The organism is Luteolibacter ambystomatis (assembly GCF_018137965.1).
GTDB lineage: Bacteria > Verrucomicrobiota > Verrucomicrobiia > Verrucomicrobiales > Akkermansiaceae > Luteolibacter > Luteolibacter ambystomatis.
Map to the genome: position 1 here is coordinate 3,746,557 of NZ_CP073100.1, position 24,568 is coordinate 3,771,124.

Annotated in this window: 21 protein-coding genes; 9 read left to right on the forward strand and 12 right to left on the reverse strand. The window is 63.1% G+C overall.

Annotation, left to right across the window (positions count from 1 at the left end; all coding sequences use genetic code 11):
- Positions 1 to 10: 10 nt before the first annotated feature.
- From KBB96_RS14305 to KBB96_RS14325, 5 genes are read right to left on the reverse strand one after another with little or no spacing between them, the layout of a single operon-like run.
- The gene (locus KBB96_RS14305) at positions 11 to 424 is read right to left on the reverse strand and encodes a potassium-transporting ATPase subunit C (RefSeq protein WP_211630124.1); all 414 of its coding nucleotides are present in this window, start codon (positions 422 to 424) and stop codon (positions 11 to 13) included.
- A 12-nt stretch (positions 425 to 436) separates the two neighbouring features.
- The gene (kdpC, locus tag KBB96_RS14310; protein ID WP_211630125.1) at positions 437 to 1,021 is read right to left on the reverse strand and encodes a K(+)-transporting ATPase subunit C; all 585 of its coding nucleotides are present in this window, start codon (positions 1,019 to 1,021) and stop codon (positions 437 to 439) included.
- 3 nt (positions 1,022 to 1,024) lie between these two features.
- The gene (gene kdpB, locus KBB96_RS14315; protein ID WP_211630126.1) at positions 1,025 to 3,046 is read right to left on the reverse strand and encodes a potassium-transporting ATPase subunit KdpB; all 2,022 of its coding nucleotides are present in this window, start codon (positions 3,044 to 3,046) and stop codon (positions 1,025 to 1,027) included.
- An 18-nt stretch (positions 3,047 to 3,064) separates the two neighbouring features.
- On the reverse strand, positions 3,065 to 4,876 hold the full coding sequence (gene kdpA / locus KBB96_RS14320; RefSeq protein WP_211630127.1) for a potassium-transporting ATPase subunit KdpA: 1,812 nt from the start codon (positions 4,874 to 4,876) through the stop codon (positions 3,065 to 3,067).
- 12 nt (positions 4,877 to 4,888) lie between these two features.
- Positions 4,889 to 5,092: a potassium-transporting ATPase subunit F gene (locus KBB96_RS14325; protein WP_211630128.1), complete on the reverse strand. Its 204-nt coding sequence runs from the start codon at positions 5,090 to 5,092 to the stop codon at positions 4,889 to 4,891.
- 186 nt (positions 5,093 to 5,278) lie between these two features.
- Here KBB96_RS14325 and KBB96_RS14330 point away from each other — a divergent pair, with 186 nt between their 5' ends.
- On the forward strand, positions 5,279 to 6,859 hold the full coding sequence (locus tag KBB96_RS14330; protein ID WP_211630129.1) for a glycine--tRNA ligase: 1,581 nt from the start codon (positions 5,279 to 5,281) through the stop codon (positions 6,857 to 6,859).
- 14 nt (positions 6,860 to 6,873) lie between these two features.
- Entirely contained in the window at positions 6,874 to 8,079 is a 1,206-nt protein-coding gene (locus KBB96_RS14335) for a hypothetical protein (protein WP_211630130.1), read from the forward strand.
- A 90-nt stretch (positions 8,080 to 8,169) separates the two neighbouring features.
- Here the strand turns inward: KBB96_RS14335 and KBB96_RS14340 are convergent, their stop codons facing one another.
- Positions 8,170 to 8,898 (reverse strand): hypothetical protein, encoded by a 729-nt coding sequence (locus tag KBB96_RS14340; RefSeq protein ID WP_211630131.1) that lies wholly within the window; start codon positions 8,896 to 8,898, stop codon positions 8,170 to 8,172.
- Positions 8,899 to 9,053: 155 nt separating this feature from the next.
- Positions 9,054 to 10,046, reverse strand: coding sequence for a glycosyltransferase family protein (locus tag KBB96_RS14345; RefSeq protein WP_211630132.1), 993 nt, complete (start codon positions 10,044 to 10,046; stop codon positions 9,054 to 9,056).
- Positions 10,047 to 10,146: 100 nt separating this feature from the next.
- Here KBB96_RS14345 and KBB96_RS14350 point away from each other — a divergent pair, with 100 nt between their 5' ends.
- The 5 genes from KBB96_RS14350 to KBB96_RS14370 are packed head-to-tail and all read left to right on the forward strand — an operon-like array spanning position 10,147 to position 16,729.
- Positions 10,147 to 11,733, forward strand: a complete 1,587-nt coding sequence (locus KBB96_RS14350; RefSeq protein ID WP_211630133.1) for an MBOAT family O-acyltransferase — start codon at positions 10,147 to 10,149, stop codon at positions 11,731 to 11,733.
- A 5-nt stretch (positions 11,734 to 11,738) separates the two neighbouring features.
- The gene (locus KBB96_RS14355; protein WP_211630134.1) at positions 11,739 to 13,058 is read left to right on the forward strand and encodes a hypothetical protein; all 1,320 of its coding nucleotides are present in this window, start codon (positions 11,739 to 11,741) and stop codon (positions 13,056 to 13,058) included.
- Complete coding sequence (locus tag KBB96_RS14360) at positions 13,055 to 13,942, forward strand: alpha-1,2-fucosyltransferase (RefSeq protein WP_211630135.1); 888 nt, start codon at positions 13,055 to 13,057, stop codon at positions 13,940 to 13,942. Before KBB96_RS14355 ends, KBB96_RS14360 begins: the two co-directional genes overlap by 4 nt.
- 10 nt (positions 13,943 to 13,952) lie before the next feature.
- Positions 13,953 to 15,500, forward strand: a complete 1,548-nt coding sequence (locus tag KBB96_RS14365) for an MBOAT family O-acyltransferase (protein WP_211630136.1) — start codon at positions 13,953 to 13,955, stop codon at positions 15,498 to 15,500.
- A 2-nt stretch (positions 15,501 to 15,502) separates the two neighbouring features.
- Complete coding sequence (locus tag KBB96_RS14370; RefSeq protein ID WP_211630137.1) at positions 15,503 to 16,729, forward strand: hypothetical protein; 1,227 nt, start codon at positions 15,503 to 15,505, stop codon at positions 16,727 to 16,729.
- Positions 16,730 to 16,735: 6 nt separating this feature from the next.
- Here the strand turns inward: KBB96_RS14370 and KBB96_RS14375 are convergent, their stop codons facing one another.
- On the reverse strand, positions 16,736 to 18,373 hold the full coding sequence (locus KBB96_RS14375) for an FAD-dependent oxidoreductase (protein WP_211630138.1): 1,638 nt from the start codon (positions 18,371 to 18,373) through the stop codon (positions 16,736 to 16,738).
- Positions 18,374 to 18,488: 115 nt separating this feature from the next.
- Between KBB96_RS14375 and KBB96_RS14380 the strand changes: the two genes are divergently transcribed.
- Positions 18,489 to 19,550, forward strand: a complete 1,062-nt coding sequence (locus tag KBB96_RS14380; RefSeq protein ID WP_211630139.1) for a TerC family protein — start codon at positions 18,489 to 18,491, stop codon at positions 19,548 to 19,550.
- A 29-nt stretch (positions 19,551 to 19,579) separates the two neighbouring features.
- On the opposite strand, the gene KBB96_RS14385 is transcribed toward KBB96_RS14380, so the two are convergent.
- Positions 19,580 to 20,542 carry a TIGR04222 domain-containing membrane protein gene (locus KBB96_RS14385; RefSeq protein ID WP_211630140.1) on the reverse strand — a complete coding sequence of 321 codons (963 nt, stop codon included), beginning with the start codon at positions 20,540 to 20,542 and terminating at the stop codon, positions 19,580 to 19,582.
- Positions 20,539 to 21,045, reverse strand: a complete 507-nt coding sequence (locus KBB96_RS14390) for a glycine-rich domain-containing protein (RefSeq protein ID WP_211630141.1) — start codon at positions 21,043 to 21,045, stop codon at positions 20,539 to 20,541. The genes KBB96_RS14385 and KBB96_RS14390 overlap by 4 nt, the downstream gene beginning before the upstream one ends.
- Positions 21,046 to 22,198: 1,153 nt before the next feature.
- Here KBB96_RS14390 and xseA point away from each other — a divergent pair.
- A complete protein-coding gene (gene xseA / locus KBB96_RS14395) occupies positions 22,199 to 23,578 on the forward strand; it encodes an exodeoxyribonuclease VII large subunit (RefSeq protein WP_211630142.1) in 1,380 nt (459 codons plus the stop codon).
- 52 nt (positions 23,579 to 23,630) lie between these two features.
- Here the strand turns inward: xseA and KBB96_RS14400 are convergent, their stop codons facing one another.
- Together KBB96_RS14400 and KBB96_RS14405 are read right to left on the reverse strand one after the other, a co-directional pair.
- Complete coding sequence (locus KBB96_RS14400) at positions 23,631 to 24,014, reverse strand: hypothetical protein (RefSeq protein WP_211630143.1); 384 nt, start codon at positions 24,012 to 24,014, stop codon at positions 23,631 to 23,633.
- 1 nt (position 24,015) lies between these two features.
- The gene (locus KBB96_RS14405) at positions 24,016 to 24,510 is read right to left on the reverse strand and encodes a hypothetical protein (protein WP_211630144.1); all 495 of its coding nucleotides are present in this window, start codon (positions 24,508 to 24,510) and stop codon (positions 24,016 to 24,018) included.
- Positions 24,511 to 24,568 lie beyond the last annotated feature (58 nt).

Below are 24,568 nucleotides of genomic sequence, written 5' to 3' on the forward strand. Positions count from 1 at the left end.
GAGGCCCGCGTCACTTCCCGATCTGGTCGACTGCCAGATTGAGTTTGTTCAGATTAATCCGGTCGCTGCCCACCAGACGGGAGGGATGGGGCTCGGTCAGCTTCTCGATGAGCTTCCTGACCTGGTCCGACTGATCGCCACCGAACTTCCGCTCGTTCACCACCCGGTCGAACTGGGAACGGGCTTCGTCCGGTGTGATCCACGGCCCTTCATCGCCTGTGACAGCGCCCGGGTTCTTCGTGACATCCTGGAAGTAGCCCGGTCCGGACAACTTCCGGGTCAGCAGCTCCATCCCCGCGGCCTTCTCGTCCGGGATCTCCAGTGCTCGCTCGTCGAGGATCTTCCCGTAGCGGACGATGGAGATCACCAGGAGCGCGGCCAGCGTGACGAGAATGGTGATGATCTTGAGACGATGCGAGCTCATGGCGATTCGGGGTTAGAGGCTGTCGAGAGCCAGATTCAGCTTCAACACGTTCACGCCGGGGTCCCCCAGCAGACCAAGATCCTCCGAATCGGTGTTCGCCGCCACCAATTCCCGCACCTTGTCGGCGGGCAGGTTGCGGGCCTTCGCGACACGGGCGATCTGGAGCGCGGCATTGGCCGGGCTGATGTGGGGATCAAGGCCGCTGCCGGAGGCGGTGACCGCATCTGCGGGCACCGCCTGGTCGGCGGCCAGGCCGTTGGTGGTGCGGTAAGCCGCCACGCGTTCCTTGATCGCGTCGGCAAGCTTTTGCGAGGTCGGGCCGAGGTTGCTGCCGCTGGACGACGAGGCATCGTAGCCATTGGCGCCCGCGGAGGACGGACGCGGCTGGAAATACTTCTCCCCGCTGAAATTCTGGCCGAGCAGCGAGGAGCCGCGAATCACGCCATTCTTGTCCGTGATGAGGCTGCCGTCCACCTTCGACTTGAAGCACAGGCGGGAGATGCCGGTCACAGCAGCGGGGTAGAGTCCGCAACAGACGACGGCGAGGACGGCGGTGGAGACGATGGCTCCGCGGAGTTCCGAGAGAAACGCTTTCATGGTTCAGGCGAAATGAAGGGTGGTGATGATGAGGTCGATGGCCTTGATGCCGATGAAAGGCACCACCAGGCCGCCGAGACCGTAGATGAGAAGGTTGCGGCGCAGGACCAACACCGCGCCCATCGGCTTGTATGGGACACCTTTCAGCGCGAGCGGGATGAGGGCGATGATGACGAGCGCGTTGAAGATCACGGCGCTGAGAATGGCGCTCTGCGGCGAAACCAGGCCCATGATATTGAGCGGCGAGATCGCGGGGAAGGTAACCATCAGCATCGCGGGAATGATGGCGAAGTATTTCGCGACGTCATTGGCGATGGAGAAGGTGGTCAGCGAACCACGGGTCATGAGGAGTTGTTTGCCGATCTCCACGATCTCGATGAGCTTGGTCGGATTGCTGTCCAGGTCCACCATGTTGCCGGCCTCGCGCGCGGCCTGGGTGCCGGTGTTCATGGCCACGCCGACATCGGCCTGGGCCAGAGCGGGAGCGTCATTGGTGCCGTCACCGGTCATGGCGACGAGATGGCCGGCGGCCTGCTCGGAACGGATGCGCTTCAGCTTGTCCTCCGGGGTGGCCTGCGCCATGAAGTCGTCCACGCCTGCCTCGGCGGCGATGGCGGCGGCGGTCATCGGATTGTCACCGGTGATCATCACGGTGCGGATGCCCATCTTGCGAAGCTGGGCGAAGCGTTCCTTGATGCCGCCTTTGACGATGTCCTTCAGCTCGACCACGCCGAGCACCTTCGGACCTTCCGCCACGACGAGCGGAGTGCGTCCGGCGCGGGATGCGGCTTCAACGGCCTTCTCGACATCCACGGGATAGACGCCACCCTGCTGCTCCACCCACTGCTTCACGGACTCCGCCGCGCCCTTGCGGATGCTGCGTCCATCCAGATCCACGCCGCTCATGCGGGTCTGCGCGGTGAAGGGTACGAAGGTGGCGTGCGGGTGCTGGAGATCGCGGCCGCGGATGTTGAACTTCTCCTTCGCCAGCACGACGATGCTGCGGCCTTCCGGCGTTTCATCCGCCAGCGAGGCAAGCTGGGCGGTATCCGCCAATGTCTGCTCGGTCACGCCGGGAGCCGGGACGAAGTCCGAGGCCATGCGGTTGCCGATGGTGATGGTGCCCGTCTTGTCGAGCAACAGCACGTCGATGTCGCCGGCGGCCTCCACCGCGCGTCCGCTGGTGGCCATCACGTTGCGGCGGATCAGGCGGTCGATGCCGCTGATGCCGATGGCACTGAGCAGACCGCCGATGGTGGTGGGAATAAGGCACACCAGCAGCGCGACCAGCACCGGAATGGTGAACTCCATGCCCGCGTAGGTGCCGAAGGGCTTCAGCGTGATGCAGACCAGCAGGAAGATCAGCGTCATCGCGGAAAGCAGGATCGTCAGCGCGATCTCATTCGGTGTCTTCTGGCGCTTCGCACCTTCCACCATCGCGATCATGCGGTCGAGGAAGGTGTTGCCCTTTTCCGAAGTGATGCGGATGACGATGCGGTCGCTGATCACCCGTGTGCCGCCGGTGACGGCGCTGCGGTCTCCACCGCTTTCGCGGATGACGGGGGCGGACTCACCGGTGATGGCGGCTTCGTCCACGCTGGCGATGCCTTCGACCACCTCGCCATCGGCGGGGATCACGTCATTGGTTTCGCAGACGACGAGGTCGCCCTTTTCCAGCACCGGCGCGGGCACCTGTTCCTCACGACCGTTTTTCAAACGGCGGGCGACGGTATCCTTGCGGGCCTTGCGCAGGCTGTCCGCCTGGGCCTTGCCGCGGCCTTCCGCAATGGCTTCGGCGAAGTTCGCGAACAGGACGGTGAACCACAGCCAGACCGCGAGCTGGAGAATGAATCCGCGATCCGTGCTGGAGGTGAAGATCGCCACGGTGGTGAGCACCGCGCCGATCTGGGTGACGAACATCACCGGATTCTTGACCATGAGCCGCGGGTCGAGCTTCTTGAAAGCATCGCCGATGGCAGGCACGAGGATTGTGCGGTCGAACAAAGATGGAGCTTGGTGAGACATGACAGGAAGTCGGAAAAGTTAGAACAAGTTGCCCTTGAACATCAGGAAGTGCTCGACGATGGGACCCAGCGCGAGGGCTGGCAGGAAGTTCAGCGCGCCGATGAGCAGCACGGTGCCGATGAGCAGCACGGTGAAGGTCGTGCCGGCGACCGGGAAGGTGCCCGCGCTCGGAGGAGAAATCTTCTTTTTCACCAGCGATCCGGCCAAGGCCATGATCGGGATGATCATGAGGAACCGCCCGATGAGAGTGGCGAGGCCGAGGGTGATGTTGTAGTGCGGATCGCCATTGGTGGGCGTCGCGGTGAGGCCGGCAAAGGCGCTGCCGTTGTTGGCGGTGGTGGAACTGTAGGCGTAGAGGATTTCGCTGAAACCGTGCGGCCCGGCGTTGTTCAACCCGGCCTGTCCCCACGGCGAGACCGCGGCCCAGGCGGTGAAGCCGAGGATGGAGGCCGTGAGCACCAGCAGCGCGAGCATCGCCATCTTCACATCGAAGGCCTGGATCTTCTTGCCGAGGTATTCCGGCGTGCGTCCGACCATCAGACCGGCGATGAACACCGCCAGCACGACGAAGACGAGCATGCCATAGAGACCCGCGCCAACGCCGCCGATGACCACCTCGCCGAGTTCCATCATGAACAACGGCACCAGTCCGCCGATGGCGGTGAAGGAATCATGCATCGAGTTGACCGCGCCGCAGGATGCCGAAGTGGTGATGGTGGCGAACAGCGAGGAGTTGAAGATGCCGAAGCGCACCTCCTTGCCCTCCATGTTTCCGTCCGAAGCGACGAGACCGATCGCCTGGTGGATCGGATTGCCCTTCGCCTCGGCCCACCAGCAGGCGAGCGTGCCCGCGGTGAAGAGGATCATCATCGCGGCCCACACGGACCAGCCGTGGGCCTGGTTGCGGGTCGTCTTGCCGAGATACCAGGTCAGGCCGCTGCCGATCGCGAAGATCGAGAGCATCTGCACGAAGTTCGAAAGGGGCGTCGGATTCTCGAACGGCTGCGCGGAATTCGCGTTGGTGTAGCCGCCACCGTTGGTGCCGAGCATCTTGATCGCGGCCTGCGAGGCCATCGGTCCCTGGATGATGGTTTGCTCCGTGACAGTCTGCTTTTCCGTCACCGGCTTGCCCTCGGCATCGACCACCGGCTGGCCGGCGTCATCGGTTTTGGCAACGTCCACGATCTGTGCCTCGACCAGCGTCGCTTTGTCGGAGGGCTTGAAGTTCTGGATCATTCCCTGCGAGACAAGGAAGACCGCGAACACCAGGCACAGCGGGAGAAGCAGGTAGTAGGTGCTGCGGACCAGATCGACCCAGAAATTCCCCAGGGTCTGCGCCGAGTGCCGCGCAATCCCGCGGACGAGCGCCGCGGCGATCGCAATGCCCACCGCCGCCGAGGTGAAATTGTGGATCGTCAGCGCGACCATCTGCGAGAAGTAGGACATCGTCCCCTCACCGCCATAGCTCTGCCAGTTGGTATTGGTGGTGAAGCTCGCGGCGGTGTTGAAGGCCAGCGCGTGGCTCAGGCCTGGGAGACCCTGCGGGTTCAACGGCAGGTGATCCTGGAACCGCAGGATCAAGTACGTGAAGAGCATGCCCACGAGGCTGAAAAGGAGCATGGCGAAGGTGTAGCCCTTCCAGCCGTGCTCCTTGTTCTGATCCACCCCCATGAGACGATAGGTCAGGCGCTCGAAGGGGCGGATGACCGGGTCGAGAAATGTTTTTCCAGCGGGATCCAGCACCTTGCACAGGTAGATGCCCATCGGCTTGGTGATGAGGGCGAGGATGCCCACGAAGAGCCCGAATTGCAGCCAGTCGGCGGTTTGCATGAGAGGAGGGGGTTAGAAGCGTTCCGGATAGAGCATCGCCACCAGCAGGTAGGCGATGAGGGCGAGGGCGATGACGCCGATGAGGATGAGTTCCATGGCGGGAGGATTCAGAGGTGATCGCAGAAGCGGGCGTATCCCACCGCCAGGGCGAAGAACCCGACGGTGATGGCGATGTAAATGAGGTCGGTCATGGCCTTGATTGGAGGTTGGGATCATGGTCCCACGGTTCCCGGAATCGGGGAGTCAAAGGCCGGACCGGAGGCGTTAAAAAACCGTTAAAGAAGGCCTGAATCCGGCGCCCCGGGCCCCGGGCCACCTTCCCCGGCCCATTTTCATCACCAGAATCCCGCCTTGCCCCTGGCGGCCCGGGCTGGTTCCATCCCCGCCCCAATCCCCAGCACCATGGCCAACAAGGACAATACCGACCCCGCCCGCATGGAGAAAATCGTCTCCCTGTGCAAACGCCGCGGCTTCATTTTCCAAGCAGGCGAGCTCTACGGCGGTCTCAACGGTTGCTGGGACTACGGTCCGCTGGGTGCCGAGCTGAAGCGCAACCTCAAGGACTACTGGTGGCGCAAAACCGTCCAGGAGCGCGATGACGTGCTCGGCATGGACGGCGCGATCCTGACCATGCAGCAGGTGCTCGTCGCCTCCGGCCACGTCGGCGGTTTCTCGGACCCGATGTCGGACTGCCTCCTTTCCAAAGCCCGCCTGCGCGCCGACCAGGTGCCCGCCCAGGACGGCACCGCCGTGTGGTTCTCCGGCGCGAAGCTCCCGGCCTCCGGCTGGAGCGTGGAGCGCCAGTTCGCCGTGCTCGTCGCCCCGGGCAAGGACCCGATCGAATCCCACAAGACCGCCCGCAAGTTCTACGGCGACCTGATGCCGGACAAGAAGGTGTCCCCGAAGGAGCTGGAACTTGTCGAAGAGCGCCGCGAGGAGCTTACCGGCACGACCTCCTTCAATCCGGAGAACGGCTCCCTGCTCACCGAGCCGCGCCAGTTCAACCTGATGTTCCAGACGAAGATGGGCGCGTCCGCGGATGACAACGATCCGAACGCGATCGCCTACCTCCGCCCGGAAACGGCGCAGTCGATCTTCGTACAGTACAAGAACGTGCTCGATTCGAACCGCGTGAAACTGCCCTTCGGCATCGCGCAGATCGGCAAGTCGTTCCGCAATGAGATCAACCCGCGCAACTTCACCTTCCGCTCGCGTGAATTCGAGCAGATGGAGATCGAGTATTTCTGCCGCCCCGACGACGGCCTGCGCCTGACCGACGAATGGCTGGAAGCCCGCCTCAAGTTCTACGGCGAAATCGGCATCCCGCGCGAGAAGCTGCACATCCTCGACATCCCGGATGGCGAGCGCGCCTTCTACTCGCAAAAGACCTACGACATCGAATACGAGTTCCCCTTCGGCGTGCAGGAGCTGGAAGGCGTGGCCTACCGCACCGACTACGACCTCGGCGTTCACCAGCAGCATTCAGGCAAGCCGCTGCTCTACTTCGATGAAGAGACGAAGGAGAAGTTCCTGCCGCACGTGGTCGAGCCGTCCGCCGGTTGCGACCGCACCGTGCTGGCGCTCATTTGCGAAGCCTTCGATGAAGAGGAAGTCACCGATGAAAAGGGCAAGGCCGAGATCCGCTCGGTACTGCGCTTCGTCCCGCGCATGGCCCCGATCAAGGTCGGCATCTTCCCGCTGCTGAAGAAGAACGAGGAGCAGGTCCGCATCTGCCGCGAGATCCAGGCGAAGCTCCAGCCGTGGATGACCGTCTTCTACGACGATGGGGGCTCCGTCGGCAAACGCTACCGCCGTCAGGACGAGTCCGGCACGCCCTTCTGCATCACCGTGGACTTCGACACCCTCGGCGAAAACGGCGACGAGTTGAAAGGCACCGTCACCGTCCGCCACCGCGACTCGATGGAGCAGGAACGCATCGCCGTGGACGCGCTGCTGCCCTGGCTCCTTGAGCGCGTGCGCTGATCCCATCTCCTCCTATGACGCGTCACGCCAAACGGCATCTGAAGTGGCTGCTCGGCCTCGGGACCCTCGGTCTCGTGGCCACCGGAGTCACCAACGTCGCCGTCAATCCGTGGCGCGTCCTTCCGGAGAAAACCGAGGTCAAATCCCTCGACCGCTACCGGGAGATCGATGCGGAGATCCGCACCTGCAAGGCAGGCCTCGCCATGCGCGGCCCTTGGGATATTCTCGTCATCGGCAGCTCGCGCCCCAATACCGGCATTGATCCCTCGATGCCCGCGTTCGGAGGAAAGCCTGCGGTCAATCTCGGCATGCCCGGCGGCGACCTGTTCGAGACACGGGCGATGGTCGATCACGCGCTCAAATACCAGTCGCCGAAGCGCGCGCTGCTGTTCCTGGATGCGGGCGACCTCACCCGCCCCGGCAAGCTGCCGATCGAGAGTGATTTCGATTTCTCCCCGCTGGCCCAGAGCGATCCGCTGGAACGGGATCTGAAGTACGTCTTCAGCCAGCGGGCGATGGATTCGTCCGTGGTCACGCTGCACTTCGCCGCCAAACACAAGGCCCCGCGCTACACCCCGCTGGGCTTGCATGTGAAGAAGCCCCCGCGTCTCGATTACTTCGAGACGATGGAAAAGTTTTATCTACCGTGGGCCGTGCAACTCGCGGAGGTGCAGCAGCGGAAGCTCGGCATCCAGCAGGACAAGGTCGCCGTGGTCCGCGCGATGCTCGATGCCTGCGCCAAGGATGGCGTCGATGCAATTCTCGCCATCCCTCCGAACCACCTCACGCTCTGCCAAGCGATGGAGGAGAAAGGCTCGCCCGATCCCTATTTCCTCGCCGAGCGCCGCGCCATCGCCGCGCTGGTGGCGGACGCGAACAAGGCGAACCCGGAACATCCCTGCCAGCTTTGGGATCTGAATATCCCTTCCCCCGCCACGCTGGAACCATTCCCGGCCGATCGGAAGACGCCGATGGAAAACTGGCTGGACCCGATCCACTTCACTCCCGCAGCAGGTGGCCGCTATGCCGGCCTGATGCTAGGCACCACACAGGAAGATCCGGCGCTCGGCATCCACGTCGATGTCGCCCAACCCGAGCCATATCTGGCGAAGGTGGAACAGCTTTTCAAAGCCGCCGAGACCGCGCTTCCGACCGAACGCGAAGGCCTCCGCAAAGCCTTGGCTGCAGACGGCCAACCCAAGGTTCAACCGAAACGGTAGCCAAGGAGCAGGGACATTCCCATCCCGTCTCCTACAAGTTGCCAGCGAAGCTGGGTAGCTTTTGAAAACGAGGAATGTCCCTGCTCCTTGTTAGGCTCCGTATTGATACCCGTGCATGTCGATCTCGCGCTTGAAGATCTTCGTGATGCGGTCGGCCTGTTCCGGGGTGATTACCTCGGTGTAAGGGCGGCGGTCTTCGCGGTATTCCGCCTTGGCGCGGACGCCGAGCGAGCCTTCCCACGGAATGCCGAAGCGGGCGCAGAACGCGCCGAACTCCTCCTTCATGTTCTCATACTTGATGATCTGGTCGACCATCACGTCGCCCTTTTGATCGGTATAGAAGGGGTAATTGATGCAAAAGTCGCCGCGGTCGAAGTACTCCTCGAGCGTCATCGTGCCGCCGCGGGTGGTGCGCTGCATGTGGTAGTGCGAGAGAGTCTTTTCCCACGGGTTCCGCTCGAAGGAGAACTTGTGGTAGGAGTTCCAGATCTCCGGATCGACGCGCTGCTTCAGCACGCGGGCCGGGATGTGCTCATGGTAGCGGCGGCGCTTGTAGCAGTCCTTGAAGGTGCGGACCGGGGTGAAAAACCGGCGCTCGCAGAAAATCGAGTTGTCCCGCGGATAGTTGAAGCTGAACAGTTCCGGGAACGGCCAGAAGGATTGCTCGTAGTTCCGCGGGCGGTGCCCCTCCACCTCCGGATAGGTCGGGGTGATGATGTCGTCCTCGCCACAGTGCTTGCCCAGGAAGACCTCCAGGCTGGTGCCGGCGGTCTTGGCGGTTTTGACGAAAATGAAGCGGTACTTGTGGGAGATGATCATGGACTGGAAACAGGCTTCCTAACGGGGCGGGGCGTTCGGACTTCGGAATAGAAACCACAGATTACGCTGATTGCGCTGATTTTTAAGAATCAGAATTTTCTTCAATCTGCGTCATCTGCGAAATCTGCGGTCATTGGAAAACTGGCGGTGGAGCCTCAACGCAGCCAATCGGCAAGGACGGTCTCGGCGCGTTTGGCAAAGGTGTGGTCGCGGAGGACACGGGCGTGTCCGGCCTCGATGATGGCGGCGGCGAGCGCGGGATCGGCGCGGAGGTCGGCGAGCCGGGCCGCCAGATCGGCGGCATTCTTGTAAACGATGATCTCCTTGCCCGGCAGGAAGCACAGCGGCAGGTCCGGCACGTCCGGATAGGTGCCAATCCCCCCGGCGGCGGGAATCTCGAAGGCCCGGAGATTCAGGCCGCGCTCGGTATTACCGGGCTGGGGCAGGTTCAGGACCGCGACGTGGGCCCGGTAGAGCTCCGCGATGGTTTCGGACGAAAGGCGGCGGTTCCGCCACGGCCTCAGCCAGTTGCGGGAGCCGGGGCCGTAGAGGTCCAGAGCGATGCCCACGGACCGCATCTCAGCGAAAATCTTGTGCCGGTGCGGGCTGCATTTCCCGGCGAATACCAGCTTTGGCACCGTTTTCGCCGGTTTCCGGAAGGGATAGCGGGCCGGATTGACCGCCAGCGGCAGGTATTTCAGCCACGCCGGGCGGTCGTGAGCGGCATAAAACTGCTCCAGAACCGGGATGCAATGGCTATCGAAATAGTAGACCCCGTCGAAGGCCGGGATCTGCTGCTGGGGGACGCGGTTGATGCAATCGCAGAGCCAGCCGACGACCGGCACGCCCGGGCGGACCGCCTTTTTCCAAGCTTCGGCCGCCGGTTCGGGCACCCCGGCCTTGTTCAGTACCAGCACCAGATCCGGGGAAAATGCGGCCAGTTCAGCGGCACTGCGGCGCACTACCTCCGGATTGTGCAATTCCTTGCCTTCTCCCCGTTTCTGGGAAATCCGCTCGGCCGGAGTATCGGCCTGAAAAGAAACCGCCGCGACCTCGCAGCCCTGCTGGCGGAAACCGTCCAGCGTGTCATCGAACCACGTGAGAATGCTGCGGGATTTCCCGAGGATGGCGACACGTGGCTGGCTCATGCGGATTCCGGCGGCCGCCTTGGCCGCGCGCGCCGACTAAACCCGCCCGGGGCGGGTGCGGTCAATCCCCGGCACGTGCCTTGACCGGACGGACCCAACCATGCGATACGCAGCGGCCGGCCGGCACCGTGACCCGATGATTTTCAATTCCTACGTCTATCTGCTCCTGTTCCTGCCGATCACCCTGATCGGCTATTTGTTGTTGCAGCGGGCACCTCTGCGGGTGGCTTTCGGCTGGCTGGTGCTGATGAGCCTGGCCTTCTACGGCTGGTGGAATCCCGACCCGTCGAAGCCCTGGACCCCATTCTACGTCCTGCTGATCCTGGGAAGCTGCGTGGGCAACTACTTCTTCGGGCGCTACCTGTCCGGCCACAAGCTCACCGCCAAAGGGAAGGGAATCCTCACCCTCGGGGTGGTCGCGAACCTCGGATTCCTCGGATACTACAAGTATGCGGGCTTCCTCGCCGGGCTCTCGCAGGCCGCCACCGGTTTTCCGCACGACCTGCCGCACATCGTGCTGCCGCTGGCGATCTCGTTCTTCACCTTCCTCCAGATCGCCTACCTGGTGGATGCCTACCGCGGCGAGACCGAGGAGTACCATTTCACCGACTATCTCCTGTTCGTGACCTTCTTCCCGCACCTCATCGCGGGTCCGCTGGTCCACCACAAGGAGATGCTGCCCCAGTTCACGAAGGGCACCTGCCGCCACCGGCTGTGGACCAGCCTTTCGGTCGGCCTCACCTACCTGATCCTCGGTCTCTTCAAGAAGGTTGTGATCGCGGACAACGCGGCATCCATCGCCAATGCGATCTTCGGCCTCGCCGCCCGCGGTGACCGCCCGCTGACCTTCCTGGAAGGCTGGGCCGGTGCGCTGACCTACGCGATCCAGCTCTACTTCGACTTCTCCGGTTACTCGGACATGGCCATCGGCTCGGCCCGCCTCTTCGGCATCCGCTTCCCGCTCAACTTCCACTCGCCCTACAAAGCGGACTCGATGGTCGAGTTCTGGCGGCGCTGGCACATGACCCTGTCCCGCTTCCTGCGCGACTACCTCTACATCCCCCTCGGCGGCAACCGGAAGGGCAAGGCCCGCCGCTATGTCAACCTGCTGCTGACGATGGTGCTCGGCGGCATCTGGCACGGCGCCGGTTTCGCCTTCCTCCTCTGGGGCCTGCTCCACGGCCTCTACCTGTGCGTGAACCACGCGTGGTTCGCCTTCCGCAAAAAACACGGCATCAAGGCGCTGCCGAAGCCACTGGCCATCGCCATCACCTTCATCCTCGTCCTCATTGCCTGGGTGCCGTTCCGGGCCGGAGCCTTCGAGCACGGCACCAGCGGCTCCACCACCCAGGCGATCCAGGTCACCAAGAACGTCTTCTCCGCCATGTTCGGCCTGAACGGCTTCGGCGGCTGGCCGGACAAGAGCGCCTATGTGGCGAAGAACTCCCACGCGCTCCGTGCCTGCCTGTGCATCCTCGCCTGCTGGCTGCTGCCGAACACCCAGCAATTCCTGCGCCGCTACTCGCCCGCGCTGGATGCCGGCAGCTTCGATGACAACCGCATGGGCAAACGCCGCTGGTGGCAGTGGCGCCCGACTCCCACGTGGTTCGCCTTCACGCTGATCCTCCTGCTCGTGACCCTGTTCCAGTTCGATAAGGTCAGCGAGTTCATCTACTTCCAGTTCTAATCGCCGTGGCCTCTCCCACCCATCTCCGCTCCGGCCTCGGCGGTCCCGCCAGGGCGCACCGGCGTTTCTTCCTCTGGCTCGTCGGCGTCTTCGTCGCCATCATGGCCATCTTCAGCTACGTGAACACCTGGGTAAACCCGCTGTGGGTGACCCATGCGCCGTGGACGAACGACGCGAAGTTCTCCGACTACCGCCAGATCTACCGCAACCTCCGCACCGCCAAGGCCGGGCTCGCCCGCTCGAAGCAGTGGGACACCGTGTTCCTCGGTTCCTCACGCGTCGCCATCGCCCTCGATCCGGCAATGCCGCAGTGGGGCGATCACAAGGTGGTGAACCTCGGCCTCAGCGGTGGCTCGCTCGCCGAACAGGCGGCGTTCATCGACTACCTCTTCGATCACCAGCAAGGACTCAAGACCATCTACCTCGGCGTGGACCTCACGGACCTCACCACCGAGACCGACATGGCCCGCAACGCCGGCTTCTACGAATCCCCGCTCAATCCCGCGGGGGACGTGGTCGAGCGCGAGATGCGCTACGTCACCGGCGTCTCGTCGTTCATCGCCTCCGTCCGCACGCTCAAGACCGCCTCAGCCAGCAAGAAGGACCCGGACAAGCTGCCGCCCTACACCGCGCTCGGCCACTGGCTGCGCCACCGTTCGGTGCGCCCGATGCGCGCGATTCTCGAGACCGACTCGATCCCGCACGCGGTGCGCATGATCCGCCAGCGCAAGGCCAAGCTGGAGATCTTCGCCAAGAAGCGCGACGCCCTCGTCCGCATCCTCAACACCTGCCTCGCCCACAAGGCGGAGCTGAAGCTCCTCATCCCGCCGAACCATGCGGCCTATCTCTCGGTGTTCTACATCGACCACGATGCCGACCCTACCTTCACCAAGGACCGCGAGACGGTGGTGAAGCTGGCGGCCGACGCGAACGCCGCCCATCCGGATGCCCCTCCGATCACCGTGTGGGACTTCAACGACTTCCACCCGCTCAACGCCGAGCCGCTCTCCACCGCCGATCCCAAGACCGGATTCCTCCACTACTGGGCGGATGGCACCCACGCCCTCGAAACGCTGGGTCACGTGATGCTGAAGCGGATGAACAACTGGCCGATCGACGACCCGAAGGAAGCCACCTACGGCGTGAAGATCGACACGAACAACCTCGCCGACCGTCTCAAAGACCTCCACGCGCAGTATGGGAAATACCGCGCCGCGAATCCGGACGAGATCAAGTGGGTGGAGGAAACCATCGGCAAGTATGCCAGCGCGGGCACCGTGAAGGCACCCGCCGAAGAAGAGGAAGGCCCGCATCCCCAGCAATGAAAGCCACCCCCGGTTCCGCGCCGGTGGTTTCCCTCGTGAAGGGGGGCCTCGGCAACCAGATGTTCTGCTACGCCGCCGGACGCGCGCTGGCGCTGCGGCTGGGACGCGAGCTCCAGCTCGATGTCCGCACCGGCTTCCAGCGCGACGACTACGGCCGCAGCTACCGCTTGAACCGCTTCCCGATCATCGCGGCGGAAGCTTCCGAAAAACTCTGCCTCGGCGGTGACACCCGTTCGTGGTCGCACAAGCTGGCGCGCACGTTCTCGAAGCTGGCCAGGCCCGGGTCACGCTCCTATGTGGCCGAGAAGGAGGGCATCACTCCGGCGGCTTTCGTCCGCCTCACTCCGGCCCCGGACAAGCCCACCTATCTCAATGGCTACTGGCAGGACGAGACCTACTTCGCCCATGCCGCCGACCGCCTGCGCAAGGAACTCGCCCCGCCGGTCCCCACCTCGGAGAACGCCCTGGAAGCACGCCGCCTGATCCTCTCCGCCGCCACTCCGGTGATGCTCCACATCCGCCGCGAGCGCTACACGCCGCGGCTGGACGAGAAATACTACAACGACTGTATTTCCGCCTGCATCGACCTGTTCCCGGACGCCACCTTCTTCGTCTTCGGCGATGACTTCGCCTGGGCCCGCGAACACCTCGTGTTCGAGGGCGCTTCCGTGCGCTTCCTTGATCGCGTGGGCGCGGATGAGATCGAGGACCTGCACCTCATGACCTGCTGCCGCCACGCCATTGTCGCGAACAGCTCGTTCTCCTGGTGGGGCGCGTGGCTAGGCCACCATCCCGGCCAGCAAGTGTGGACGCCCGCCGACCCCGGTTGGCCGGTGAAACCCGCCGCCGGCTGGACCCCGGTCGCCAACGACCTCGAGCGCTGATTTCCCGAGGATGCTTTTCAATTCCTACATCTACCTGCTCCTGTTCCTGCCGATCACCCTGATCGGTTTCCTGATGTTGCAGCGCGCGCCGCTCCGGGTCGCCTTCGGCTGGCTGGTGCTGATGAGCCTGGCCTTCTACGGCTGGTGGAATCCGGAACCGTCCGAACCATGGACGCCGTTCTACATCGTGCTGATCCTCGGAAGCTGTATCGGCAACTACTTCTTCGGCCGCTACCTGTCCGGCCACAAGCATACGCCGAAGGGCAAAGGCATCCTCACCCTCGGCGTGGTCGCGAACCTCGGGCTGCTCGGCTACTACAAATATGCCGGATTCCTCGCGGGCCTCTCGAAAGCCGCCACCGGTTGGCCTGCGGATGTGCCGCACATCGTGCTGCCTCTCGCGATCTCGTTCTTCACCTTCCTCCAGATCGCCTACCTCGTGGACGCCTATCGCGGGGAGACCGAGGAATACCACTTCACCGACTACCTCCTGTTCGTGACCTTCTTCCCGCACCTCATCGCGGGTCCGCTGGTCCATCACAAGGAGATGATGCCGCAGTTCGCGCGGAAGAAGGCCTCCGGCCGCACGCTGGATCTCTCGGTGGGCCTTACCATCCTCGCCATCGGTCTCTTCAAGAAGGTCGTGGTCGGCGACAATCTCTCGACCGTCTCCACAGGCTTCTTCGATCTCGCCGCGAATGGCGCACGTCCGCCGACCTTCGGCGAAGCCTGGGCCGGCGCGCTCGCCTATGCGCTACACCTGTATTTCGACTTCTCCGGTTACTCGGACATGGCCATCGGTTCGGCCCGCCTTTTCGGCATCCGCTTCCCGCTCAACTTCCACTCGCCCTACAAGGCGGACTCCGTGGTCGAGTTCTGGCGGCGCTGGCACATGACCCTGTCCCGCTTCCTACGCGACTACCTCTACATCCCGCTCGGCGGCAACCGCAAGGGCAAGGTCCGCCGCTACATCAACCTGCTGCTCACCATGGTGCTCGGCGGCATCTGGCACGGTGCCGGTTTCGCGTTCCTGCTCTGGGGCCTGCTCCACGGCCTCTATTTGTGCATCAACCACGCGTGGTTCGCCTTCCGGAAAAAACACGGCATCAAGCCGCTGGTGAAGCCGGTGGCCATCGCGCTCACCTTCCTCGCCGTCCTGCTCGCGTGGGTACCGTTCAAGGCGGGCGTCTATGAGCACGGCAGGAACGGCAGCACCGCCAAAGCCATCCATGCGACCACCACCATGCTGTCCTCGATGATCGGGGTGCATGGTTTCAAGGGACTGCCCGAGCTGGCCCTTCAGGTGGTGAAGGAATCGCGTGTGTGGAAGCCGATCCTCGTCGCGCTGGCCGCCGTGTTCTTCCTGCCGAACACCCAGCAGATCCTGCGCCGCTACCGCCCCGCGCTCGGCTATGACGACTTCGATCCGAAGCCGGGCAAGCGCCGCTGGTGGGAATGGCGTCCCACACCGCTCTTCGCCTGCCTGACGCTGGCGATGCTCTACCTCACCGCCCGCGAATTCGACAAGATCAGCGAGTTCATCTACTTCCAATTCTGACCGTGGCTGCTTCCCAACGATCTTCCGGACGCGCGTTCCGCCGCTACTTCCTGTGGCTGGCCGTGCCGTTCACCGTGGCGATGCTGCTGGTCAGCTTCCTCAATACCTGGGTGAACCCGCTGTGGCTCACCCCCGCGCCGTGGAGTGATCCCGGCTTCGCCGAATACAAGCCGATCCACAAGTATCCGCGCTCCGGCAAGGCCGGTCTGGTCCGCTCCGGCAAATGGGACACGGTCATGCTCGGTTCCTCGCGCGTGGACATCGCCTTCGATCCCACGCTGCCACAATGGCAGGGCCGCAAGGTCGCGAACCTCGCGCTGCGCGGCGGCACGCTCAACGAGCACCTCGCGATGCTCACCTACGCCGCGAGCCACCAGAAGATCGATCTCGCCATCATCGGCATCGACCTCGCCGACGTCACCAATCCGATCACGATCCCCGCCGGCTCCGGCTTCGATGAATCGCCGCTCGCCGAGAGCAACGACGAGGTCGAACGCGAGCTGCGCTACATCTCCGGCGTCTCCACCTTCGTCCAGACAGTGAAGTGCATGAACTACCGCTTCGGCAAGAAACCGCGCCTCGCCGCCTATTCGCCGGAAGGCCAGTGGGTCCGCCAGCTCGACAAGCGCCCGCTGCGCCAGGTGCTGGAGAAGGAGTCGTTCCGCTGGGTGGACATCTTCACCCGCCAGCGCAAGGCCTCGCTGGAAGTGAAGACCGCGAAGACCGATGCACTCCACGGCATCCTCAAGCTCTGCCGCGAGAAAAACATCCGGCTCATCCTCTGCATCCCACCGAACCACGCCGCCTATCTCACCGGCTTCCGCCTGAAGCACGATCCCGATCCCTGCTTCCGCACCGACCGCGATGCCTTCACCAAGGTGCTCGCCGACGAAGCCGCCGCCCATCCCGGAGGCCCGCAGGTCGAGCTGTGGGACTTCAATGATTTCCATCCGCTCAACTGCGAACCGCTGCCTCCGGACAGTGACCACTTCGCGCAGTACTGGGCGGACGGCACCCACGCCCTGCCATCGCTCGGCAAAACCATGCTCTCCCGCATGATGGGCTGGCCGGTCGAAGATCCCAAGGGCGCGGACTACGGTGAGAAACTCGACCGCTCCACCCTCGACGCCCGCATCCAGCACATTGCGGATGGCTACGAGCGCTACAAGATCGAGCACCCCGAGGACTACAGGTGGGTGCAGGAGAACATGGAGAAGTTCGACCGCTGAGTCAGCTCACTCCAGCGTCAGCTTCTGCCCGTCCTTGAGCAGCTGCTCCTTGAGCTTCCCATACGGCACATCCTGCACCGCCGTATTGCCGTCGATGGCCAGCGAAGCTGCCGTTGCCGCGCTCTGTGACAAGGCCATGAACACCGGTTCCATGCGGATCGAGCCGAAGGCGATGTGCGAAGCGGAAACGCAGAACGTCACCAGCAGGTTCGGGCACTCCGTTTTCTTCGGCACGATCGCGCCGTAGTCGATGCGGTAGGGACGCGGCACCTTCACCTGCACATCGCCTTCATTGCGCACGAAGCCATCGCCACCCACATGCCGCTGCATGTTGTGCGAGTCCATGCCATAGGCACCCATCCCTACGGATCGCTCGAGGCCTTCCGAATGCGTGACCGTCGCCTGGGTCATCACGAAGTCGCTGGTCATGCGCCGGGCCTCGCGGACGTAGAGTGCATGCGGCCAATGCCCGGTGTCGACAAACTCATCCCTGGGCAGACCCCAAGCGGCATACGCCTTGCGGATCGCTTCCGAAACGCGCGGATGGTTCTGCAAGGTCCACACCAAGCCACGCTGCCAGTTCTCATGCTGCTTCGCGATCCGTTCGCGCGTAGCATAGTCGCCATCCGGATAGGCATCATCCGCGGTCGTTAGAAGGTCGGTCGAGATGCCACCGGAGTTGTTCGAGTCGGTCTTATGATTCGGCAGCGGATCGAGCTTGAAGAAGCCCTTCGTCTGGCCCGCCTCGATGGCGCGGAACACCAGTTCATAGTCGGCTTCATTGTAGCCCTCCGGCTTCTTCACCATCACGCGGTTCGGCGCATGATTGGTCAGACACATACGGTAGCAATAGGCCTGCACCCGCTTGTCACCGCTGCCATCGGCACCACCTGCTCCCTCGCGCACGCCGGGCAGCAGTCCACTCGCGGCATCGCCGGGCTTCACATACGGATCGATCCCTTTCGGCAACTGGTTGCCGGTAGCACGCGCAGTCTGGATGCCATTGAGCGTTTCCTGATACCGGCTGTTCGGCTCGCGCCCGACCGTATAGGACACGCCCGCCAGCGCCATCAGGTCGCCTTCATAGGTCGCATCGATGAACACCTTCGCACGGATCGTCTGCCCGTCCTCGGTGCGGATCGAGGTGATGCGCCCGCCTTCCTTCACCAACCCCGAGGCAGAGCGATCCAGCCGCGCGTGGATCACCGGCACGTGGTTCTCCTCGATCCATGCATTGAACACCGCCTCCGCCACCTTCGGCTCGAAGACCGACATCGTGCGGCGGATGTCATTCATCGCCTTCGTGCCTTGGCCGGCATTGCCATACTTCGCCCGCGCCTGGAGGTCCCACGCGGCTTCCTGCGAGTAGTGGTCATAAACCTTCTGATAAAATGAGAGGCTCAGGCCGCCGAGAATCCGCTCGTCCCCCAAATCCGTCCACCCGAGCCCGCCACTGGTGAGGCCGCCGAGGTGCTTGTCCGGCGACAAAAGAATCACGTCCTTTCCCGATTTCTTCGCCTGCACCGCGGCCACCACCGCACCCGAGGTCCCGCCATAGACACAAATGGCCGTCTCGCGGGGAGCCGGAGCAGCGGCGGCGATCCCCGTCACGACGAACGGAAGCAGGAAATGGATGCAATTCATGAGACTGCGGATACGGCGGCAGCGTCCCGCTCGTTTCAGGCTTGCAGCCGCACGGGTGGAAAGCCCGGGGCTGTTTCCAATCGTCCGGCTCCCCGGATGCCGCCATGCTGTCTTGATGATCTGGGCTTGGCTTATTTTCATTGGATTCGTGCTGCTGATGCTGGCACTCGACCTCGGCGTGTTCCACCGCAAGTCCCACGTGGTGGGGTTCAAGGAGTCGCTGGGCTGGTCGGCGGTGTGGATCACCCTCGGACTGGCGTTCTCCAGCGTGGTCTATTTCGCCTATGACCGCCACTGGTTCGGCCTCGGCATGGCGGTCGACGCGGTGGACGGCGTGATCAATAGCGGCAAGCTTGCCGCCACGAAATACCTCACCGGCTACGTGGTGGAAAAGTCGCTGAGCGTGGACAACATCTTCGTCATCGCGATGATCTTCGGCTCGCTCGCCGTGCCCGCGAAGTACCAGCACCGCGTGCTGTTCTGGGGCATCCTCGGCGCGCTGCTGCTGCGCGGCCTGATGATCGGCGTGGGCTCCGCACTCGTCGCGAACTTCCACTGGGTGCTCTACATCTTCGGCGCTTTCCTGATCTTCACCGCCATCAAGATGCTGGTGATGAAGGACAAGGAAGAGCATCCGGAGAACAATCCGCTGGTGCGCTGGCTGCGGAAATTCTTCCCGGTGACCCGTGACTATCACGGCCAGCATTTCATCGTCACCGCCGGTGAGAAGACCTCGGAGGAACCCGCGGTGTCCGGTGGCCCGATCGTGGAAGATCCGGTGGTGGCGGCGGCTCCCAAGGGCAAACGCCTGCTCACCCCGCTGGCCGTGGCGCTGGTGCTGGTGGAGTTCACCGATGTGATCTTCGCCGTCGACTCGATCCCCGCCATCTTCGCAATCACGGCCGATCCGTTCCTGGTGTTCACCAGCAACGTCTTCGCCATTCTCGGCCTTCGTTCCCTCTATTTCGCGCTGGCGGGCATGATCGCCAAGTTCGTGTTCCTCAAGCCCGCTCTGTCGATGGTGCTGCTGGTGGTCGGCGGCAAGATGCTCGCGGCGAAGTGGCTCAAGGAACTGCTCGGTGAATCCTTCAACTTCACGATCCTGGGTGTGATCCTCGCCATCCTGGCAACAGGCGTGGTGGCCTCGCTGGTGGCGGGCAAGAAACAGGAAGCGTGAAGTTGGGTCGGAAGCGGCGGCGCGGGGTTTCAATCGCCCCCGCCGCCGCAACCACCACAGCCCCCTCCTCCGCAACCGCTGCCGCAGCCGCTGCTGCATCCACTGGTGCCGCAGCTGGATCCGCCGGAGGTGTCGCCACCGTTGGTCGGCCGCGAGAGATGGCGGTTGAGGGAGTTCGCGATCGTATCCGCATCCGCGATCCCGGTGATGGCATACGCGCCCACCAGAGCGATCCCCATCGACCAAAGCGGCAAATCGGGCATGAACCCGCTTTCCCGCGAAGCTGTCGCCCGCTCCGCGCGAAGCCCCGCCAGCATCTCGCGTCCGGCCTTCGTCAAAATCCCGGCACGGTTCAGCAGGGTCTGCATCATCGCCATCGTGACGATGAAGGTGAAGAAGAGCCCCACCGCCAGGAACACCACCGGTTTGTCCCGGCAGATTCCGATGGCCAGCTTGATGCCGCCCACCGCCATCAACAGCAGCAGCGGCCTCACCGCCTGCCAGCCTGTGCGCGATTTCTCCTTCGCGGTCGGTCGCAAGCCTGCGGCGGCGAGGCGGGTTTCAATCTCCTCCGCCCGCATCCGGCAGCAATCACAAGCCTCAGCCACGCCGATCTCCCTGCGTCCGAGCACCCGCGTCAGGAGTGCGGATTCCACCGGATGCAGGGATTCGCGCGTCGGCTTGCCTGTAGCGGCCAGATATTCTCCGGTCCACCGCTTCCTCCAGACGATCAGGTCCAGCTTCAGCAACCGCGCCACCGCGAGTTGGGTGACACGCGGCGCACCACCTGCCAGAAAGGCGATGTCGAAGGGATCGGTCAGCGTGCGCGGATTCGGTGCGCCTTCGAACCGTTTGGCCAACCGCTCGGATCGCTGGCTGGTCCAGATCATCGCGCCGACGAAGGCCGCGAGGTAGAACACAAGGAACGCCGGGCCATTCCAATCGAAGATCGGAATCGAGGCGGGGTTCAGGGTCGTTGTCAGTGTTGTCATGCAAAAGGCGAATGCCCGCCACGCCGGAACGGCCAGAACTTCGGCACCAGCCAGAAGCGCGCGGGCTCGAACCAACGCGCCCCGCTGCCACCGGACTTCTTCGCACCGGGTGCCGGCCACAGATCGGCCGGGGGATCTTCGTCGAAATGAAAACGGTAGCTTTCCAGCGTGCGGGAGTACCAGTCGTGGAACTTCATCCGCTCGTCCCGGCCGCCCTGAGACGGCTCGTGATGAAGATCGAATGCCAGCACCTCCCTGCACAACCGCTGCCAGTAGCTGCGGGTGTAGAGCAGGTGCAGATGCCAGGCATGATCCACCGGCTCCGAGGGGGACACCGGATGACCCGCAACCGCCGCGAGAAAAAGGAAGCGCTTGTATTCGCGAAGCACCCGTGCAGTCTCGGCGTGGGTCCAGCCCTGCTCCTTCGCGAGGCGGGCGGAGAAAGGATGGCCCGCATCCGGCTCATCCAAGGGGAAGGCCTCCAAGCGGCTCCACAAAATCATGTGCACTTCCAGCACGTCTCCCGTCTAACGGGTTGCCCGATTCCGAACAAGTGAGTGGTTTCCACACACAAGCGTGTCTCCGCGATTGACCGGATACGCCGGAGAGATAAGGTGTTCGTTCCTTCATGCGTCACTGATCCCCCAGTCTTGTCCGCCGTCGTTCCCTCATCCGGGAGCCAGCGGGCCTGTGTCTGGAAAATCCCGAAGTGTATGTCCGGCTGCACGTTTGCAGCCGCGGTGCGGTGGTATGTGCCATTCCGCTTCGCTCTCCTTACGGGTTTTTCGCGCGCACATATCGCGCCCTTTTTCCTCATGAACTCCGATCGATCCGAATCTTCAGACCATGCCAGCATTCCGCACGCGGGCTCCTTTGAATCCACCACTCCCCTTATCCCATGAACCCCCACCGAGATCCGAAATACGCGGCCGAGAAACGCTTGCGCGCCCTCGAGCTCGAAAGCCGCCGTTTGTGGCGGCTCAAACATGACACCCCTCTTGTCCCCCTTGAAACTCCCTACCCACGGGGGTGGATCCGCTGGCTCGAGTGGACTCCAGAAGCCATGAGGCGCTCTGATGCCTCCAAACTCCATGAGGTCCTTCCTCTGATCCAGAATCGCGAATGGTCTAGGTGGAGTGACTTCACGCACTATGACCGCATCCTGAGGAGAAGGGATGATCCGGGGCACGGTCCCCGGAAGTTCTCCCTGAAAGAATTCAAGCGCCTCCATGTCCGGCAGGGCCTGAGAGTCTATTTCGAAACCCACCGGCGCATCCCGTTGAATACACCCGGGTATTTCGCGGAACTAAAAAAGATCAGTTGGGGTGGATTCATCCGCTTCCGCCATCCCGAATATCTGGTTTCAAAAAAGGCGCCTTACATGGTGACCCATCAGGTTGTCCTGTTGCCTGAGGTGGAATCCCGTCTCAGCGAAATCGAACGAATCATCGATTGTCAGGGAGGGCATCGCAAAATCCTCCGAATCTTCGGTGAACGCGACTGGTATCGGGTTCCATTCGATCGCTACAAACGACTCAACCGAATCCATCTGAAGGAAATGAGGGAGGCAAAAGAGCAATGGTTCATGGAACAAGGCGCGGCGCGATCCGCGCCTTTTTCTTTGCCCGCGTGGCAGCCCGGCCGCATCCTCCCGCCGTGGACGACTTGTTTGCCAAACCGAAACCTGCGGAGCCGAAGGCGCTTTCGGTCACGCAGTTGCTGCGGCGCATCAAGAACGTCATCGAAGTCCAGGTCGGCGAGCTGTGGATCGAGGGCGAGGTTTCCAATCTCAAAAAACAGGCCAGCGGCCATTGGTACTTCTCGCTGAAGGACGAGGGCGCGCAGATCCAGTGCGCGATGTTCGGCGCACGGAAGCGCCAGGGCCATGAAGCCTTGGAAGACGGAGCCAAGGTCCGCGTGTTCGCGGAGGCCAGCGTCTATGAAGCCCGCGGCCAGCTCCAGATCATCGTCCAGAAGGCGGAGCGAGCCGGACTCGGCGATCTCCAGGCCCGCTTCGAGGCCTTGAAGCGGAAGCTCCACGCCGAGGGCCTCTTCGATGCGGAGCGCAAGAAGCCGCTGCCGAAGTTTCCACGCCTCGTCGGCATCGTGACCTCCGACACCGGCGCGGCAATCCGCGATATTCTCAACGTCATCGAACGCCGCGCGCCATGGGTGCAGCCGGTGCTGATGCCCGTCCGCGTCCAGGGCAAGGGCGCGGAGTTTGAAATCGCCCGCGCCATCGAGCGCATGGCGAACCCGGAGCAACATGGCATTCCGCGCTGCGATGTGCTGATCGTGGGTCGCGGTGGCGGCTCGATCGAGGACCTATGGTGCTTCAATGAGGAAATCGTGGCCCGCGCCATCGCCGCCTCTGTGATTCCGATCATTTCGGCAGTCGGCCATGAGATCGATTTCACCATCGCCGATTTCGTGGCGGACCTGCGCGCGCCCACTCCCAGTGCCGCCGCCGAACTCGCCGTCCCGGATGGTGCGGAGCTCATCGCACGACTCACCCAGATGGGCCGCCGCATGAACCGTCAGGTCTTGGAACGGCTCCTGACCGCCACCCGCGCACTGGATGCTCTCAAGCGCGGTCCTCTCCAGCGTGGCGGCGAACGCCTGCTGCGCGAGCCCAGCCAGCGGGTCGATTCCCTGCGCGCGCGACTCGACCGTGTTGTCGCCGCAACATTGGATGCGAAGGCAGCGAGCTTCGCCGAAGCCCGTGCCAACCACCGCGCCCATCACCCGGCAAAGGTGCTGGAACGCCGGACCGAACGTGTCGCCGTACTCGGCAAGCAACTCCTCCGGCTGGTGAGCGAAGGCATCGAAACCCGCCAACGGCGGCTCGCCCACGTGGCGGGGCTGCTCCGAACCCTCGGCCCGGATTCCGCGTTCCAGAGAGGATTCACCATTACCCTTGATGAACAAGGGCATCTCATCCGCTCCGCCACAACGGTGGTGAAGGGAAGCATGATCCTCACCCGCTTTGCGGACGGCGAGGTTTCCAGCGTCGTGAACCACGACACCTCCCCATAAAAAATCCTCCGGCGGCGGACCACCGGAGGACTAAAAAACAAACAGCATCCGATCAGTTGATCGGTGTTACCGGGATGTCCTTCTTGCCAAAAACCGCCATACCCGGACCCGCCTTCACGAAAATCTGATCCGGCTGCACTTTCTTCTTCTCCCACCGGATTCCAGCGGTGGCTCCATAGCGGAGACCCGAGTCAAAAACGCGCACCTGCGCGTTCTGCGGATAGTAGTAAAAGGCATCCTTGTCCTCCTTCTCCGGCTGATAAACTGCTTTCGGGAACGAGTATTTTTTCAACAGGATCCCATCACCCCATGTGAATTCATTCACCCGCAACCCTTTCGCCTGCGGGGTCGAGGTGATGGCTTGAGGACGTGGCCCACAGGACACGACCAACGCCGTGGCGGCGAACACCAGTGGCAAGTTGATCAAGCGGTGCATGTCAGTTGAGGGCTACAAGCTTCTGCTGGACTTCGGCCGGCAACGTGTTGCGGTCGACGATGTGGAGCTTCTGCCCATGGCCATTGTCGAGGGAGGCAAGGGGCGAAAGATTCGCGGTGACGGATTCGTCCAACCTCCACATCGCGCCCGAGGAGGGGTCGACCGCCAGCATGCCGATCAGGCCGCCCGGAAGGATAAGATTACCCATATACCATCCATTCATGTTGGCCGCGATATGCAGAGTCTGTTTCGGATATCCCTTCTTGGATACTTCCACCACATAGGCAGCCGGTCGGAAGTAGCCAAAAGAGGAGGGCAGGGTCAAGGTGGTGGGGGTCACTCCGCGGTGAACCGTTTCACCGTTTTCCTTTTTGATCACCAGCTCGGCTCCAGACGGATTGCTGTTGAAAGTAACCGGCCAGTGGGACTTGCTGACGATGGTCGCACAGCTTGTGAAAAGGACGCAGGGGAGACAAACAAACAATTTGAACTTCATGTCGCGCGGACGCTGCTGTTAGCCAACGACGGCAGTCAACCCAAATGCTGGAATGACA

Bases quoted from the DNA above. Each gene is read 5' to 3' on its own strand.
- KBB96_RS14305 (WP_211630124.1), bottom strand. From the start codon at position 424: ATGAGCTCGCATCGTCTCAAGATCATCACCATTCTCGTCACGCTGGCC.
- kdpC (WP_211630125.1), bottom strand. From the start codon at position 1,021: ATGAAAGCGTTTCTCTCGGAACTCCGCGGAGCCATCGTCTCCACCGCC.
- kdpB (WP_211630126.1), bottom strand. From the start codon at position 3,046: ATGTCTCACCAAGCTCCATCTTTGTTCGACCGCACAATCCTCGTGCCT.
- kdpA (WP_211630127.1), bottom strand. From the start codon at position 4,876: ATGCAAACCGCCGACTGGCTGCAATTCGGGCTCTTCGTGGGCATCCTC.
- KBB96_RS14325 (WP_211630128.1), bottom strand. From the start codon at position 5,092: ATGATCCCAACCTCCAATCAAGGCCATGACCGACCTCATTTACATCGC.
- KBB96_RS14330 (WP_211630129.1), top strand. From the start codon at position 5,279: ATGGCCAACAAGGACAATACCGACCCCGCCCGCATGGAGAAAATCGTC.
- KBB96_RS14335 (WP_211630130.1), top strand. From the start codon at position 6,874: ATGACGCGTCACGCCAAACGGCATCTGAAGTGGCTGCTCGGCCTCGGG.
- KBB96_RS14340 (WP_211630131.1), bottom strand. From the start codon at position 8,898: ATGATCATCTCCCACAAGTACCGCTTCATTTTCGTCAAAACCGCCAAG.
- KBB96_RS14345 (WP_211630132.1), bottom strand. From the start codon at position 10,046: ATGAGCCAGCCACGTGTCGCCATCCTCGGGAAATCCCGCAGCATTCTC.
- KBB96_RS14350 (WP_211630133.1), top strand. From the start codon at position 10,147: ATGCGATACGCAGCGGCCGGCCGGCACCGTGACCCGATGATTTTCAAT.
- KBB96_RS14360 (WP_211630135.1), top strand. From the start codon at position 13,055: ATGAAAGCCACCCCCGGTTCCGCGCCGGTGGTTTCCCTCGTGAAGGGG.
- KBB96_RS14365 (WP_211630136.1), top strand. From the start codon at position 13,953: ATGCTTTTCAATTCCTACATCTACCTGCTCCTGTTCCTGCCGATCACC.
- KBB96_RS14375 (WP_211630138.1), bottom strand. From the start codon at position 18,373: ATGAATTGCATCCATTTCCTGCTTCCGTTCGTCGTGACGGGGATCGCC.
- KBB96_RS14380 (WP_211630139.1), top strand. From the start codon at position 18,489: ATGATCTGGGCTTGGCTTATTTTCATTGGATTCGTGCTGCTGATGCTG.
- KBB96_RS14385 (WP_211630140.1), bottom strand. From the start codon at position 20,542: ATGACAACACTGACAACGACCCTGAACCCCGCCTCGATTCCGATCTTC.
- KBB96_RS14390 (WP_211630141.1), bottom strand. From the start codon at position 21,045: ATGATTTTGTGGAGCCGCTTGGAGGCCTTCCCCTTGGATGAGCCGGAT.
- KBB96_RS14400 (WP_211630143.1), bottom strand. From the start codon at position 24,014: ATGCACCGCTTGATCAACTTGCCACTGGTGTTCGCCGCCACGGCGTTG.
- KBB96_RS14405 (WP_211630144.1), bottom strand. From the start codon at position 24,510: ATGAAGTTCAAATTGTTTGTTTGTCTCCCCTGCGTCCTTTTCACAAGC.